This window comes from Thermodesulfovibrio sp. 3907-1M, assembly GCF_040450955.1.
Classification (GTDB): Bacteria; Nitrospirota; Thermodesulfovibrionia; order Thermodesulfovibrionales; family Thermodesulfovibrionaceae; genus Thermodesulfovibrio; species Thermodesulfovibrio autotrophicus.
Genome location: NZ_CP144373.1, coordinates 1,009,762 through 1,024,509, shown reverse-complemented (window position 1 = coordinate 1,024,509; position 14,748 = coordinate 1,009,762). Strand labels below are relative to the sequence as shown.

Genomic DNA, 14,748 nt, shown 5'->3' with positions numbered 1-14,748 from the left:
AAATGAGTTTTTCAATCCCGAAAGAAACATACTCAGGAAAACTTCCTGAAATTACTTTTGGTAGCGTAAAAAAAGCTTTTTTTGGTGGAGAATCTGCACTGCCCTTTCATTTTTTTGAAGGAGCATTTCCTCATAAACCTTTGATCGCCTTTGAAATTCAGGATGATGTGCCTGAGGACTATCCTGAAGAACTTGCCAGGGTTTACTCCTCAGTATGGGAAGACCCTGTAAGATGGGCAAAATTCTGTGAGTCTCTTGGTGCAGAAGCAATTGCTTTAAGACTTATGAGCACTCATCCAGACAGCAAGAATTCCAAACCTGAACAAGCTGCCCAGGCAGTAAAAAAGCTTATCTCTGAGATAGACTTACCAATGATTATTCTTGGAAGCAATCATACTGAAAAGGACGCAGAGGTTTTACCTGTTGTTGCTGATACTGCAAGGGGATATAACTGTATAGTGGGAAAGGCACAGGAAGGAAACTACAAAACAATTGCTGCCTCTGCAATGGCAGGAGGTCATAGTCTTATTGCCATGTCTGAGCTTGACGTAAATCTTGCAAAGCAATTAAATATTTTAATTACGCAAATAGGATTTCCAAGAGAAAAGATAATCATAGACCCCATGTGTTCTGCTCTGGGATATGGATTTGAGTATACCTATTCGGTGATGGAAAGAATAAGAATTGCAGGACTTCTTCAGGGAGACAGTATGCTTTGTGTTCCAATGGTTGCTGATGTTGGCTTTTATGTATGGAAAACAAAAGAGACTCAGGCGACTGAGGAAGAGATTCCTGAGTGGGGGAGTTTGCATGAAAGAGCTATTATGTGGGAGGCTGTAACAGCCTGTTCATTTCTGCTTTCAGGAGCAGAGCTTTTGATAATGAGACATCCAGAGGCAGTAAAAACTACAAAAAAATTTATTGAGGAGTTATATGGCACTTACAGGAATAGAAATATTTAAGCTTCTTCCAAAGACAAACTGTAAAAAATGCGGATTTCCCACATGCCTTGCCTTTGCAATGAAGGTTGCTCAGGGTCAGGCAGACATTGAACAGTGTCCTGAGGCATCTGACGAGGTAAAGGCAAAGCTTAAAGAAGCCGCAACTCCTCCAATAAGGGGAATTGTCTTTGGACCTCAAAATAAATCCATAAAAATCGGCGAAGAACAGTGTCTTTTCAGGCATGAAAAAAAGTTTTTCCATCCTACAGTGCTTGCATTAAAAATAAAAGACACTGACAAAAATATAGACGAAAAACTGCAGGAAGTGGTAAACTCTCAGATAGAGAGAGTCGGAGAAATACTCAAGATTGATGCAGTTTTTCTTGAAGATGAATCCAATGACCCTTCAAGATTTAAGGAAGCAGTTGAAAAAATAATTAACAAAGCTCAGATACCCATGATTCTTGGAACCTTTAACCCTCACTCTGCAGAGTTAGTTTTAAATGATTTATTAACCATAAGACCAATTCTTTACGGAGCCAGTGAACAAAACATTGATGAAATGGTAAGTATAGCAAAGAAATACAATGTTCCATTAACAGTTACAGCAAAGGGAATAGAAAAGGTCATTTCAATGGTTGAAAAAATTCAGAGTCTTGGATTTGAAGAAATACTGATTGATACAGAGCCTCAGACAGCCATAGAGCTTCTTACTGACAACACATTAATAAGACGGGCATCATTGAAAAAGAGAATAAAATCTCTGGGATATCCTGTCTTGACACTTCTCAGAGAAAAAGACCCTTTTTATGAAACTGTTCTTGCTTCTTTAGCAATTCTTAAATATTCATCCATTGTTGTTCTGAATGAAATCACAGGATGGAAAAATCTCGTGCTTTTCACATTAAGACAAAACATTTATTCAGACCCTCAGGTCCCGATGCAGGTAAAGCAGGACATATACAAGGTAGGACAGCCTGATGAAAACAGTCCAATAATAGTTACCACCAACTTTGCATTAACTTATTTTCTCGTAAAGGGCGAGATAGAAAACAGCAAAGTCCCTGCATGGCTTGCCATAATGGATTGTGATGGCTTGAGCGTTCTTACAGCATGGGCAGCAGGAAAGTTTTCTGCAAGCAAAATTGCACAGTTTATAAAGGAAAGTGGAATTGAAGAAAAGCTAAATCATAGGGAACTCATAATCCCTGGATATGTTGCCATGCTTAAAGCTGCCATAGAGGATAAACTTCCAGGTTGGAAGGTTGTTGTAGGGACAAAAGAAGCAAGCGGAATTCCAGCTTTTTTGAAAAATTATGTAAGGAACAGGCAATGATAGAACAATTAATTGAAATAGCAAAAAAGGCACTGCAAGATTTATTTAAGGAGACAGAAGAGAGTTTAAAAACTACTCTTTCAGAAAAGACAGAAAACTTCTTATTTGAGTTTCCCGATACAGCCTATGGACTTCCCCTTATCTATGCTCTTGAGGGAGTTAAAATCAACAGTCTCAATGAACTCAAAAAATTTTTTGAAAGAATAAAAGAAAGCCTTACCCAATCAAATGATGCGATAACGCTCGCATTGAACTATCTTTATCTTTCTGAGATTGCTCTGGCAGTGGATTACATAAAAGGCATTGATAAATCCTCAGAGTTTTATGGATTTCTTGGGGATACGATTCAGAGAACACTTGGAGTTCAGCTTGTTGATGGTAGAATCCCTGCAGTGGCGGTTTTGCTTGGCAGAGTTGAAAGTGATAAACTTCTTTCAATAATTAAAGAACTTCAGGAAAAAAGAATTCTTACTTTCCTAATTGGTGCTGTTGCAGAGGAGTTTTTAAAAACAGGACAAAGACATGGCTTTGAAGCTTATGTAGTCGCTGTTGGCACAAAAATAGAACACACAGTTTTTGTTATTGACTGGGCAGTAAGGGCATCTTTGATCTTCGGAGGACAGACAGCAGGAGATAAAGATGCGATAATAGATTATGTGAGAAAAAGAATTAATGCCTTTGCCATATCCTTTGGAAGTCTTGATGAAAAAGCAGTTGCTATGGCAGTGGGGGCAGCAGTGCTGGCAATTCCCGTGATAACTGATCAGAGCCTTCCTGATGTTTCAATTCCTGAAATAGCTGAGTATCCTCTTTTAACCTCAGAGAAAGACCACTCAAAGATTGTCAGAAAAGCGATTGAAACAAGAGGTTTGAAGATAGTTGTTGAAAAACCTCCAATTCCTGTTTCCTATGGTCCAGCTTTTGAGGGTGAAAGAGTTAGAAAGGAAGATAGTTTCATAGAGTTTGGAGGGCAGAAAACACCTGCCTTTGAGTGGGTTAGAATGATGGAGGCTTCAGAGGTTGAAGATGAAAAGGTTGAGATAATTGGCACAGACTGGCAGAACCGTTATGAACAAGGTGGAAGAATGCCTCTTGGAATTATTGTTAAAGTGGCAGGTAAAAAGATGCAGAAAGATTTTGAGCCTGTTATTGAGCGCCAGATTCATACATTTATAAATGAGGCTGAAGGACTCTGGCACATTGGGCAGAGAGATATAAACTGGATAAGAATAAGCAAAAAAGCAAAACAAGCTGGCATCAGACTTGAGCACCTTGGTTTGATAATAATGAGTATGACAAAGGCAAGATTCAGAAGTATTGTTGACAGAGTTGAAGTTTTACTTTATGTGGATGAAAAAGATGTTCTAACTCTGAGAGAGGAGGCAAGGCAGGAATACAGGCGAAGAGATTTAAGACTTGCCAGGCTTACAGACGAGGAAGTTGATGAGTTTTACTCCTGTCTTCTATGTCAGAGCTTTGCGCCAAAACATGTTTGTGTGATTACACCTGAGCGTCCTGGGCTATGTGGAGCATTCACATGGCTTGATGCAAAGGCATCCTACGAGATTGAACCAACAGGCGGAAATCAGCCTGTTGAAAAAGGTAAGTTGATTGATCCTGTCTATGGAAGATACAGCGGAGTTGATGAGTATGTGAAGAAACACTCTGGAGGTGAAATACAGACAATAAATCTTTACTCCATCATGGAAAATCCTATGACCTCATGCGGATGTTTTGAATGCATTGTTGCAGTGACACCTGAAGCAAACGGAGTTTTAATTGTAAATCGTGGATACAGCGGTATGACCCCTATTGGAATGAAGTTTTCCACAATTGCAGGAATGATTGGTGGAGGAGTGCAAACTCCGGGATTTATGGGAGTTGGTGTTAATTACATTACTTCAAGAAAGTTTCTAAAAGGCGATGGAGGCATAAGAAGAGTTGTATGGATGCCAAAGGAATTGAAAGAAAGAATAAAGGATAGTTTTCAGAAAAGAGCAGAGGAAGAAGGTGTGCCAGAGCTTTTTCAAAAGATTGCTGATGAGACAGTTTGCGAAGACATTGAATGCCTGATTAATTATCTCTCTAAGGTCGGACATCCTGCCCTGCAGATGGAGCCAATAATAAAATAAAAAGTGGCGGCGAAGGGATTCGAACCCCTGACACGACGGATATGAGCCGTCTGCTCTGACCAGCTGAGCTACGCCGCCGAACATTAATAATATATCAAAATCATCATTTTTTTGGCAAACATCTAAGCGGCATTGAAATTGCCGACAGAAATACAGAAGCAATGTTTGCCCTGTCATCGTGAGTTTCTTTCCTGTCTTTCCGAGGGACCTGTCCCGAGCCGAAGGCAGTGTCTCCTCTCTTTCTGTCATTGCGAGCTGAAGGCGTGGCAATCTCTATTATAAAGGGGGGATTCCTCGCTGACGCTCGGAATGACAAAAAAGGTCGGAATGACAAATTGAAAGGTCATTCAGAGGGTAGTATTATATTATTCTGTCATTCCGAGGGGCTCAATACCCCGAGGAATCTCTGAAATAGTGAGAACAAAGGAGATTCCTCGTCGCTAACGCTCCTCGGAATGACAAAGGAAAAAGTCGGAATGACAAAGTATGGGCAGGCTCGGAATGACACTTACTTATTGTCATCCCGATTAATCTGTGAGAGTGCGAGGAATATCTGAGAAAAGACTTCAAAAGTTGACTGAATTTTTACAAAAATTTTAAACTAAAACTTCTAAGTTTATCTCGGAGGGTTTAAAAAATATGGAAGAGAAAGTATTAAAACTCGGATTGCCAAAAGGAAGTCTACAGGAGACTACATTGAAGCTATTTAAAAAAGCAGGATACCACATACATGTTTCCCATAGATCATATTATCCAGTAATTGATGATGAGGAAATATCAGCCATGCTTCTCAGGGCTCAGGAAGTGCCAGTTTATGTTGAAAAAGGGTATCTTGATTGCGGACTTACTGGATATGACTGGATTCTTGAACAGAATGTAGATGTAATAGAGGTTGCAGAACTTAGATACGCAAAAGAAGGATTCAGACCAGTTCGGTGGGTTATAGCAGTTCCAGAAGACTCTCCAATAAAAACTGTTGAAGATTTGCAGAATAAAAGAATTGCCACTGAGCTTGTGGGATATACAAAGAGATACTTAAAATCCAAAGGAATTAAAGCTGAGGTTTACTTTTCATGGGGTGCCACAGAGGTCAAGCCTCCTTATCTTGCTGATGCAATAGTTGATTTAACTGAAACAGGTGCCTCTTTAAAGGCAAATAAATTACGCGTTATTGAAACAATTCTTGAGTCAACCACCCGTTTTATTGCCAATAAGAATGCGTGGAAAGACCCATGGAAAAAGAAAAAAATGCAGGATATAGCAATGCTTCTTCAGGGTGCTTTACTGGCTGAAGAAAAAGTGGGACTTAAAATGAATGTTCCGAAAGACTCCCTCAAAAAAGTACTCAGCTTGCTTAATTCTCTGCATTCTCCTACAATTTCCCAGCTTTATGATGAAAACTGGTATGCAGTAGAGGTTATAATAAATGAAAAAAGAGTGAGAGAGCTTTTACCAAAGCTTAAAGAGGCAGGTGCTTCAGGATTTGTTGAGTATCCATTGAATAAAGTAATTCCATGAGGAGGTGTTTTTCATGTACGCCATTATAGAAACAGGTGGGAAACAGTTTAAGGTTAAAGTGGGAGATGTATTAAAAATTGAAAAACTTAATGTTGAACCAGGAAATGAAGTAATGTTTGACAGGGTGTTACTTTTTCAGGGTAATGAAGGAGTTAAAATAGGCTCTCCCTACATTGAAGGACTGAAAGTAAAAGCTCAGGTGATCGAAACTGCAAAGGATAAAAAGGTCCTCGTTTACAGACCTCCATCAAAAAAGGCTGTTCATAGACTTAAAGGTCACAGACAATGGTATACTAAAGTAAGGATAAAAGAAATCATAGGAGGATAAAATGGCACATAAAAAAGGTGTTGGAAGCTCAAGAAATGGAAGAGATAGTCAGGCTAAAAGACTTGGTGTAAAAAGATTTGGTGGCCAGTTTGTAAAAGCTGGAAATATCCTCGTTCGTCAAAGAGGAACGAAGTTTCATCCCGGAGCTAATGTAGGTGTAGGCTCTGATTATACTCTTTTTGCATTGATTGATGGAGTTGTTAAATTTGAAAGAAAAGACAGGCAAAGACTGAAAGTAAGCGTTTATCCTGTCACAGAACCTGCCCAATAAAACTCTGGGGTGGCTAATGCCACCCTCTTCAATCCTATGCAATTTGTTGACTATGTAAAAATCTATGTGAAAGCCGGTGATGGTGGAAGAGGTTGTATTAGCTTCCGGAGAGAAAAGTATGTTCCAAGAGGAGGACCTGATGGCGGAGATGGTGGCAAAGGAGGAGATGTAATAATTCAGGCTTCCTGTGAACTCCATACACTTCTTGATCATAAATATAAAAAAACATACAAGGCACAAAAGGGACAACACGGTAAAGGCAGTAATATGAAAGGCAGAGACGGAGAAGACTTGATAATAAAAGTGCCTGTTGGAACAGTTGTAAAAGATGCTGAAACAGAAGAGATAATTGCTGACCTGGACGAGGAAGGCAAACAGGTAGTTGTGGCAAAAGGTGGCAGAGGAGGATTTGGCAATGCCCATTTTGCAACTCCTACAAATCAGGCTCCAAGATATGCTCAGCCAGGTGAAAAAGGGGAGGAAAGATGGATAATTCTTGAGCTCAAACTTCTCGCAGATGTGGGACTCATCGGACTTCCAAATGCTGGGAAATCAACATTAATTTCTGTCATAAGCTCTGCTCGTCCCAAAATTGCCGATTATCCTTTCACAACTCTTAATCCAGTTCTTGGAGTTGTAAAGTATGGTGAATATCAGAGCTTTGTTGTTGCTGATATTCCAGGACTGATAGAAGGTGCTCATCAAGGTGCAGGACTGGGGCATCAATTCTTAAGACATGTGGAAAGAACTTCTCTACTTTTACATCTTGTTGATGTATCAGATTTCTTAGAGTCTGATCCAGTGGAAGATTTTGAAAAAATTCAGAAAGAACTTGAACTCTACAACCCTGCTCTTACAAAAAAACCCTTTGCAGTGGTTGGGACAAAGATTGATATTGCATATAAGGCAGAAAGATTTGACAGGCTTAAAGAGTACTGTGAGAAAAAAGGAATTGATTTTTTTCCTGTAAGTGCTGTAAAAAAAGAAGGAATTGACAACCTTCTTAAGTATCTTTCAGAAAGGTTGAAAAGATGAGAATTGTTGTAAAAGTAGGAAGCAATCTTTTAACTGACAAAGCAGGATGCATTAATCAAAGAAGAATTTTTTGTCTTGCAAGGGAGGTAGCAGAACTCCATAATAAATTAGTAGAAATCGTAATTGTTTCATCTGGTGCCATTGCATCAGGGCTTAAAAAGCTTGGACTTAAAACAAAACCCAGAGAAATACGGAAAAAACAGGCAACTGCTGCAGTTGGACAGCCTCTTTTGATGTGGATGTATGAAAAGTATTTCTTAAAATTTAAAAAACACATAGCTCAGATTCTTCTTACAAGAGATGACCTGAGCGACAGGACTCGCTATGTAAATGCAAAGAATACGATTCTCACGCTTCTTGAGATGGGTATAATTCCAATAATTAATGAGAATGATACAGTAGCAACCGATGAAATAAAATTTGGTGATAATGATCAGCTTGCAGCTCTTGTTGCAGGGCTTGTTGAAGCAAATCATTTAATAATTCTATCAGATGTTCCAGGACTATACACTTCAGATCCAAAAAAAGACTCTGATGCCAGATTAATAAAACATGTAAAAGAATTCTCAAAAGAGCTTACTGAAATAGCAAAACCAACAAGCACGGGATATGGAACTGGAGGAATGTATTCAAAGGTTATTGCTGCCAAAAAAGCAACTTCCTTTGGAATCCCTGTTCATATTGTAAGTGGCAGAAAATATGGAAATATTAAAGCAGTGATTGAGGGAAAACAGGTGGGCACATTCTTTGAGCCTGTGAAGGAAAAGGTTACTTCAAGAAAAGGATGGATCGCCTATGCAACAAGGTCTAAAGGAAATCTTTACATTGATGAAGGTGCTGTAAAAGCTTTGCTTAAAGATGGGAAAAGTCTTCTTCCGTCGGGAATTAAAAAGGTGGAAGGAGATTTTGATGTGGGAGATGCAGTTTACTGCATAGATGAAAAGGGTGAGAAAATTGCAAAGGGACTGGTTAACTACTCGTCCTGTGAAATAAAACTGATAAAAGGGAAAAAATCCTCAGAGATTGAGAAAATTCTTGGATATAAATACGCAGATGAAGTAATTCACAGGGACAATCTTGTTATACTTGTGTAATTTTTACCAATCTTCTTAATGCTGCGAGCTTTTCACTTCTTTCTACTTTTGCTTCTTCAATTGCTTTTTTTAAAATCTCAATCGTTCTATCATAAAGGGTTCTGTCCACAGGATAAGGAGTTCTGTCCTTTCCTCCATGGGCAAAACTAAAACGGGCTGGATCTTTAAAGCTCAAAGGAGTTCCATACAAAAGCTCACAGGTAAGTGCGAGAGCTCTTAAAGTTTTTGCTCCCACTCCTTTTATCTCAAGAAGAGATTCAAAGTTTGATGGCTGTTTTTCATAGGTCTGAAGAAAGATTTTGTAAAAATTTTCAGGATTTATATCAGATAAACTCACCATATGCCTTTCTGGAAGGCTGAGTTCTCTAATTTTCTTCATCTCTTTAATAATTTTTTCAGGATTTTCGCAGGAAAGTATAGTTGCTGCTTTTCTTAAATCTGCTGCTTCCTTTGCAGTAAAATTTAATGCTGGTATTTTTACATCACAACAGACTGCCTCATGGGGTTCTTCAACAAAACTTTTAAGAGTAAAACTGAGCCAGTGATATCTTCTTGCTGTCTGGAGGGTTTCATTCATTCCCTGCTGAATAACGCACCAGTGCCCTTCTGCAGTAAAAACTATTGTATGATGATAAAGATTGAATCCATCCTGAACTGCCACATTGTCAACTTTTGCTGAAAGTCTACTTGCATATATAAATGGCTGCGGAGCAAAGCCAGAGTATTCAGCATAGTTTATTATTTCCTGTGGAGCCTGTAAGGCTTTCTTTGCTTTACCTCCTGCAATAAATAATCCAAATTCATGTTCAACTCCTCTTAATGCTTCCTTCAGTGCTCCTGTAACGGTGGTGGTCACACCGCTACTGTGCCAGTCAAATCCAAGAACACAGCCAAGACATTGAAACCAGTAAGGATCAGAAAGTCTTCTCAGGAGTTCTTCTCTCCCAAGCTCTATTATCATTAGCTCAACTATTGCTCTTGAAAGAGCAACCATTCTTTTAAATAGCCAGTAGGGTGCTTTTCCACTGTGAAGAGGCAGATTTGCTATTCCTGTTTTCTGCATAATTTATTATAAAATATAAAACAATTAAAAACTTCAAATCAGAGGTTACGGTGCGAAAAAGAATTTTGAAAAATGCTAAATGTAAATACTGCAAAAGCACCATTTTGATATTTTTTTACTGAAGCAGGATCGTGCTCTGCTGTAGTGAGTGCGGAGCAGAATTTAAAGTCTCTGAATATCTTGAAGAAATTGATGAAGAAACATGGGAGCTTATATCAAGACGCTCCTGTGATAGAGCATAAATGTATTACCTTTAACTGAGATATTCTTTTCCTGCCTGAATTTTTTTCAGTTCATCAGCTAGATTTCTTCTCTTTTCCTCAGAAAGCTCATTTAGATAAGCCAAAACCCTGTCAATTGCTTGCAGTTCTTCAAAAGGCAAGGTTTTCATATCCTCAGCATTGATCTCTTTAACAATTGAGAGAGCTTCTTCATAGCGATTCTCCTCAAGGGCAATCTGAGCCTTAATGAGGAGATTCCTTACCTTAGAAGGCTGTTGCACAGAGTTTTTCTTTTTCATACGTTGATTCCTTTAACTGTTTTTTTACATCTTCCCATGCTGCCTTGAGATTCTCTAAAATTTCTATGCATTTTGAGATTGTCTCAACATCGTTAAATAAGTTTGCCCTTACAAGCTCTCCTGCTATTGTTGTATAAATTATACTTAATTTTTCAGCAATTTCTCCACCCCGCTGTCTGTCAAGAATATCATTGAGATAATACATTATATCAGTTGCTCTGTTCAGTTCAGTAGCCTTTTTCTTTACGAGTTCTGGGTCATCAATCCCTTTAATTATTGAATCCTTTGCAATATTGAGGGAAACAATTGTTCTTTCATAAAGCATTGTTATAAGCTCAAGAGCATCTGCTCCCATAACTCTGCTCTGTAAATAGGCATCTACATAGTTCATTTACTACCTCCCTTTGTCATTTCTGAAAGTGTTGTCATAAAGTCCTGAAGTTTTGTATTTATTTGATTCATCTGGTATACAAATGATTCAAGCTGGGCATACTCCTGCCTAAGTCTCTCTTCGTATTTTGCAAGATACTCCTGCATGCTGGATATTTTGTCATCAATTGAATTAATTTGGGATTCTTCCTGAGCTTCATATGTTTTTATGGCAGAAGCCCATCCAGTAAGTGAAGTGCTGAATGAGTTTTTTATTGTGTTCATAATGTTTTTTAACTTATCAGGATCTGATGATTGCAAAGATTGAACTGCATCGCTGTTTATCGAAATTGTTCCATCTTTGTCAGAGTAATTTATTAAACCAGCACTGATAAGAGGATCAAGTAGCCTTGAAAATCCTGTTTTGATTGTTATAATTGCACTGTCGCCCTGAAACTGCGCACCTTTAGCAGTCATTGAGTTTACAAGAGATATAACTGAATTATAATAATTTGCAAAGCTATTAAGAGTGCTGCTTACCTGTGAGTAGTCTTCACTTACTGTTAATGTGGCAGAACCTGTCTTTTTTACTGTAACATTAAGTCCTGTAAGCAGTCCTGTAAATGTATTTGTTGGGCTTGTTACAGGAGTTGTTGAGCTTCCTATGGTTATTGATGCATTCTGTGCGTTTTGAATCGGACTGTCAAGGCTACCAAGCTCTGAAGGAAGCCCAGTTGCTTCAATAACATAGGAAGAAGTGGCTGTATTTGTTTCCTTTGTTGAGTTTGCAGGATTTGCTTCTGTGAGTAATAGCCTATAGTCTGTTCCAGTATAGTAAACTGAGGCTTTGATGTCGTTTTGAGCTGAATTTATACTGTTTACGAGATCCTGAAGCGTTTGCCCTGCAGAGTAATTTATACTGTATGTTACATAGTTTGAGTTATCAGTCCAGTATTTAAGTGTTAATGTTCCTGATGAGGAAAATGTGCTGGTCAGGGAGCTTAAACCAAGCGTGGTGTTTCTCATTTCTGTCTGAGCAAGCTTATTTACTGTTATATTCATTGTAAGGTCTGGAGTGTCTGATGTGGCTGTTGCTTCCAGAACCGTTGTATCTGAGGTAGTTGCTTTTTTTGTATTAAAGATGCTGTCTATGTTAAGACTGCTGAGAAAACTCTGTATATCATTGAGTGCACCATAAAGATTAGTAAGGCTTGATGCCTTTGCCTGAAACAATGCTTTTTTCTGAGTAAGCTCTGTTATAGGCTGCTGCTTTATCTGCATGAGCTTGTCAATTATTGCTCCTGTATCAAGTGTTCCTGTAAGTCCTGAAATGTATAAATCAGCCATTTATACCTCCCTGGAGTAAAATACTCCTCTTAATTCTTCCATTCTTTTTAAAATCTCCACAATCCATTCGGGTGGAATCTGACGGATCACTTCCTCTGTTCTCATATCAATAATCTTTGAAATTGGCATCTGAAGTTGCTGGTCTATGTCTATCTGTAAATACTTTTCAAGCATACTGAATTTATGCCTGATTTCGTCCATCATTTTGTTTAATTCTTCCTGCGATATTGTTACTTTCTGTGTGTTCTGACTCTGGTCAATAGCATTCTGGTTGTTAGCTCTGTTTATATTTGTCTGGAGATTTATATTTGCCTGGATGTGTAGAGGATTCTGCAAATTCATAATGTCTGCTTCTGTCTGTCTATAGGGATTTATTATTATATTGTCTTTTTCTATTCCATCCACCCTCATATCTGACTCCCCTTAAAAAAATTAAAGAGGGGGATATAATCCCCCCCTCTCTCTCAGATATTATCTCAGAAGCTGAAGCACAAGCTGAGGCAGAGCATTTGCCTGAGCAAGCATTGCTATACCTGCCTGCATTCTTATCTGCATTGTTGTAAATGTGCTCATCTCAGCTGCAAAGTCTGTGTTACGGATGACATTTTCAGCTTCCTTTGTGTTATCGTAGGATGTTTTCTGTCCATCCCATATTGCCTGGAGATTGTTGATCACAGAACCAATCTGGGTACGGACTCTGTCAACCTTTTTAATTGCAGTATTTGCAATATCAATTGCAAGCTCAGCTCCAGAATTGGTTGTTACATCAATACTGTTGAGATTATAGAAGCTTCCATTACCTGTAGCTGCAACTCCGAGTCCTGCAGTAGCAGTGCTTATACCGGTGAAATTGTAGTTATATGCATCTGTTCCAGCAATTGTCAGATTACCAACTCTAACAGCAGAGCCTGTAGTTGAGCCAGCTGCTGTTCCACTGTAAGCTACTGTTCCTGAGGCACCCTGAAGAAGCGTGGAAAGATCAACAGAAGGTCCTGCAGTAGCAGAACCAGTAGCTGTTGATATAACCTCTACTCCTATTGTTTCTCCAGTTGTTGTAAGGACAAGCTTATTTCCTGAGTTGGAAGCTGTTATATTAAGACCCAGGGTTGAAGCCTGTGTGTTTATCTGAGAGACAAGCTGATCAAGAGTAAGAGTTTCTCCAGAATTTACTGTAACAGCAATTGCACTTGCAGAATTAGTATTACTGCCTACATAAAATCGTATAGTAGCAGACTGGTTTGTTCCTGCCTGAATATTGCTGAATTGTGTGCTTGCTGTAGAGGTATTTGTTGCTCTTGCAGAAATTCCTGCTGCCTGTAATGTAGAGTTATTGTTTATTGCATTTGCTATTGCCTTTGCATCAACTGCACCAGTATAGCTAAGATATGACGAACCTGTAAGACTTACACCAGCTACAGTCACTGTATCAGCAGATGCATCATACTGCCAGTTTCCCGTGATCAAGCTTGCGTAGGCTGTTGTAGCACTTGATGTAACCTGACCACTTCCCTGAACTACATATGCACCGATGTTTGAGGCTTTTACATTTGTAATGCTTGTTGTAATTGTCTGGTCTGCTCTTGGTCCATAATGAATAACCTTGTTTGCAAATGTTCCATCAAGAAGTTTGATTCCGTTGTACTCTGTATCTGTGGCTATTTTTTGAATAGCATCAACGAGATTTCTAATATCACTCTGAAGTGCTGCACGAGCGTTCGGATCGTTGATGTCATTTGCAGCAGACTGTGCCTTCGTGTAGATTGTCTGAAGCTTGTCAACAATCTGGCCTACATTTGCTTCTGCAATCTGAAGTGCACTTATACCAGTCTGAATATTGCGATTACCCTGATCCAGTGCTGCGCCAACTGTTGCAAGCTGGTCTGCAATAAACAGACCTGCTGCATCGTCAGCTGCGCTTAAGATTCTCTGACCTGTGGAGATTCTTAAAAGGGACTTGTTCATTGCCCTTTCGTTCTGTAAAAGGGCTGTGTGTGTTACTGTTGCTTCTGCATTGAAGTTAATTCTTAATGCCATGTTTTTAAACCTCCATGTTTAGTTTTAAGGACGCCTCCTGCGTCCAGACAGGACAGAGTGAGTTTTCTACTTCACCTCCTTTCCACTCTGCTGTTTTGATTTTATATATCGGTGAATTTTTGAAAAAGTTTAACATTAGTTTTTGAAGTTTGAATTTCAAATCATTCATAGGGCAACTGCCTGAAAGATGCCTCAATCGCTGTGTGAGGTCTTTGACCATAACTTCAATGCACAGTTGAGAAAATATTTTACAAATAATGTATAATTAATAAAAAAAACAGAGGCTGTTCAATAATGAAGCTTTACTTTGTCATCCCGAGGCGAAGCAAGTGTTCCTCTTTACTAAAAAAAGAGGGGATTGTCACGCCCGACTTTGTCGGGCTCACAATGACAAAAAAAGAGTTGTCATTCCGAGCCGAAGGCGAGGAATCTCCTCCTTAGTTTGGAGGGAATTGAAACTTAAGCAGGCTTGCAAATTTTTGATTTTCAAGAGTTTGCAAGCTTTGGAACAGAAAAAACAGAGGAGGTTTTTTATGATTGACAGAGGAAAGGTTGAGCAAGTTCTTGGCAAAATCAGAGTCGGGCTTATGGCAGACGGAGGCAACATTGATCTTGTTGATATTAAAGATGACGTAATTTACGTAAAGTTAAAAGGAGCATGCGGAACATGTCCAATGGCAACACTTACTCTTAAAAACTGGGTTGAAAAGACTCTTAAAAGTGAGATTCCAGAGGTTAAAGAAGTTGTAGCTGTTTAATG

The 14,748-nt window shown here is 38.9% G+C and carries 15 protein-coding genes and 1 tRNA gene; 9 read left to right on the top strand and 7 right to left on the bottom strand.

Annotation, left to right across the window (positions count from 1 at the left end; genetic code table 11):
• Window positions 1–2: 2 nt before the first annotated feature.
• From V4D30_RS05270 to acsB, 3 genes are read left to right on the top strand one after another with little or no spacing between them, the layout of a single operon-like run.
• On the top strand, window positions 3–962 hold the full coding sequence (locus V4D30_RS05270) for an acetyl-CoA decarbonylase/synthase complex subunit delta (protein WP_353683278.1): 960 nt from the start codon (window positions 3–5) through the stop codon (window positions 960–962).
• On the top strand, window positions 934–2,277 hold the full coding sequence (gene acsC / locus V4D30_RS05265; protein WP_353683277.1) for an acetyl-CoA decarbonylase/synthase complex subunit gamma: 1,344 nt from the start codon (window positions 934–936) through the stop codon (window positions 2,275–2,277). Before V4D30_RS05270 ends, acsC begins: the two co-directional genes overlap by 29 nt.
• Complete coding sequence (acsB, locus tag V4D30_RS05260) at window positions 2,274–4,409, top strand: acetyl-CoA decarbonylase/synthase complex subunit alpha/beta (protein WP_353683276.1); 2,136 nt, start codon at window positions 2,274–2,276, stop codon at window positions 4,407–4,409. Before acsC ends, acsB begins: the two co-directional genes overlap by 4 nt.
• A 4-nt stretch (window positions 4,410–4,413) precedes the next feature.
• On the opposite strand, the gene V4D30_RS05255 is transcribed toward acsB, so the two are convergent.
• A tRNA-Met gene (locus tag V4D30_RS05255) sits at window positions 4,414–4,487 on the bottom strand.
• A gap of 561 nt (window positions 4,488–5,048) precedes the next feature.
• Here V4D30_RS05255 and hisG point away from each other — a divergent pair.
• Genes hisG through proB form a run of 5 tightly spaced genes read left to right on the top strand, consistent with a single transcriptional unit; the run spans window position 5,049 to window position 8,655 of the window.
• Window positions 5,049–5,927, top strand: coding sequence for an ATP phosphoribosyltransferase (hisG, locus tag V4D30_RS05250; RefSeq protein ID WP_353683275.1), 879 nt, complete (start codon window positions 5,049–5,051; stop codon window positions 5,925–5,927).
• Between the two features lie 13 nt (window positions 5,928–5,940).
• Window positions 5,941–6,255, top strand: a complete 315-nt coding sequence (gene rplU, locus V4D30_RS05245) for a 50S ribosomal protein L21 (protein ID WP_353683274.1) — start codon at window positions 5,941–5,943, stop codon at window positions 6,253–6,255.
• A gap of 1 nt (window position 6,256) precedes the next feature.
• Entirely contained in the window at window positions 6,257–6,526 is a 270-nt protein-coding gene (gene rpmA, locus V4D30_RS05240; RefSeq protein ID WP_353683273.1) for a 50S ribosomal protein L27, read from the top strand.
• A 36-nt stretch (window positions 6,527–6,562) separates the two neighbouring features.
• Entirely contained in the window at window positions 6,563–7,561 is a 999-nt protein-coding gene (gene obgE, locus V4D30_RS05235; RefSeq protein WP_353683272.1) for a GTPase ObgE, read from the top strand.
• A complete protein-coding gene (gene proB / locus V4D30_RS05230) occupies window positions 7,558–8,655 on the top strand; it encodes a glutamate 5-kinase (RefSeq protein WP_353683271.1) in 1,098 nt (365 codons plus the stop codon). Before obgE ends, proB begins: the two co-directional genes overlap by 4 nt.
• Here proB and V4D30_RS05225 read toward each other — a convergent pair.
• From V4D30_RS05225 to V4D30_RS05200, 6 genes are all read right to left on the bottom strand, one after another.
• Entirely contained in the window at window positions 8,642–9,718 is a 1,077-nt protein-coding gene (locus V4D30_RS05225; RefSeq protein WP_353683270.1) for a DUF763 domain-containing protein, read from the bottom strand. The genes proB and V4D30_RS05225 overlap by 14 nt on opposite strands.
• 253 nt (window positions 9,719–9,971) lie before the next feature.
• Window positions 9,972–10,238 (bottom strand): hypothetical protein, encoded by a 267-nt coding sequence (locus V4D30_RS05220; RefSeq protein WP_353683269.1) that lies wholly within the window; start codon window positions 10,236–10,238, stop codon window positions 9,972–9,974.
• The gene (fliS, locus tag V4D30_RS05215; protein WP_353683268.1) at window positions 10,204–10,629 is read right to left on the bottom strand and encodes a flagellar export chaperone FliS; all 426 of its coding nucleotides are present in this window, start codon (window positions 10,627–10,629) and stop codon (window positions 10,204–10,206) included. Before fliS ends, V4D30_RS05220 begins: the two co-directional genes overlap by 35 nt.
• A complete protein-coding gene (gene fliD / locus V4D30_RS05210) occupies window positions 10,626–11,954 on the bottom strand; it encodes a flagellar filament capping protein FliD (protein WP_353683267.1) in 1,329 nt (442 codons plus the stop codon). Before fliD ends, fliS begins: the two co-directional genes overlap by 4 nt.
• Complete coding sequence (locus V4D30_RS05205; RefSeq protein ID WP_353683266.1) at window positions 11,955–12,365, bottom strand: flagellar protein FlaG; 411 nt, start codon at window positions 12,363–12,365, stop codon at window positions 11,955–11,957.
• A 60-nt stretch (window positions 12,366–12,425) separates the two neighbouring features.
• Complete coding sequence (locus V4D30_RS05200) at window positions 12,426–13,988, bottom strand: flagellin (protein ID WP_353683265.1); 1,563 nt, start codon at window positions 13,986–13,988, stop codon at window positions 12,426–12,428.
• 533 nt (window positions 13,989–14,521) lie between these two features.
• Here V4D30_RS05200 and V4D30_RS05195 point away from each other — a divergent pair.
• Window positions 14,522–14,746: a NifU family protein gene (locus V4D30_RS05195; protein ID WP_353683264.1), complete on the top strand. Its 225-nt coding sequence runs from the start codon at window positions 14,522–14,524 to the stop codon at window positions 14,744–14,746.
• Window positions 14,747–14,748: the final 2 nt, after the last annotated feature.

Excerpts from the sequence above, each read along its gene's own strand:
- V4D30_RS05270 (WP_353683278.1), top strand. The coding sequence starts at position 3 with ATGAGTTTTTCAATCCCGAAAGAAACATACTCAGGAAAACTTCCTGAA.
- acsC (WP_353683277.1), top strand. The coding sequence starts at position 934 with ATGGCACTTACAGGAATAGAAATATTTAAGCTTCTTCCAAAGACAAAC.
- acsB (WP_353683276.1), top strand. The coding sequence starts at position 2,274 with ATGATAGAACAATTAATTGAAATAGCAAAAAAGGCACTGCAAGATTTA.
- hisG (WP_353683275.1), top strand. The coding sequence starts at position 5,049 with ATGGAAGAGAAAGTATTAAAACTCGGATTGCCAAAAGGAAGTCTACAG.
- rplU (WP_353683274.1), top strand. The coding sequence starts at position 5,941 with ATGTACGCCATTATAGAAACAGGTGGGAAACAGTTTAAGGTTAAAGTG.
- rpmA (WP_353683273.1), top strand. The coding sequence starts at position 6,257 with ATGGCACATAAAAAAGGTGTTGGAAGCTCAAGAAATGGAAGAGATAGT.
- obgE (WP_353683272.1), top strand. The coding sequence starts at position 6,563 with ATGCAATTTGTTGACTATGTAAAAATCTATGTGAAAGCCGGTGATGGT.
- proB (WP_353683271.1), top strand. The coding sequence starts at position 7,558 with ATGAGAATTGTTGTAAAAGTAGGAAGCAATCTTTTAACTGACAAAGCA.
- V4D30_RS05225 (WP_353683270.1), bottom strand. The coding sequence starts at position 9,718 with ATGCAGAAAACAGGAATAGCAAATCTGCCTCTTCACAGTGGAAAAGCA.
- V4D30_RS05220 (WP_353683269.1), bottom strand. The coding sequence starts at position 10,238 with ATGAAAAAGAAAAACTCTGTGCAACAGCCTTCTAAGGTAAGGAATCTC.
- fliS (WP_353683268.1), bottom strand. The coding sequence starts at position 10,629 with ATGAACTATGTAGATGCCTATTTACAGAGCAGAGTTATGGGAGCAGAT.
- fliD (WP_353683267.1), bottom strand. The coding sequence starts at position 11,954 with ATGGCTGATTTATACATTTCAGGACTTACAGGAACACTTGATACAGGA.
- V4D30_RS05205 (WP_353683266.1), bottom strand. The coding sequence starts at position 12,365 with ATGAGGGTGGATGGAATAGAAAAAGACAATATAATAATAAATCCCTAT.
- V4D30_RS05200 (WP_353683265.1), bottom strand. The coding sequence starts at position 13,988 with ATGGCATTAAGAATTAACTTCAATGCAGAAGCAACAGTAACACACACA.
- V4D30_RS05195 (WP_353683264.1), top strand. The coding sequence starts at position 14,522 with ATGATTGACAGAGGAAAGGTTGAGCAAGTTCTTGGCAAAATCAGAGTC.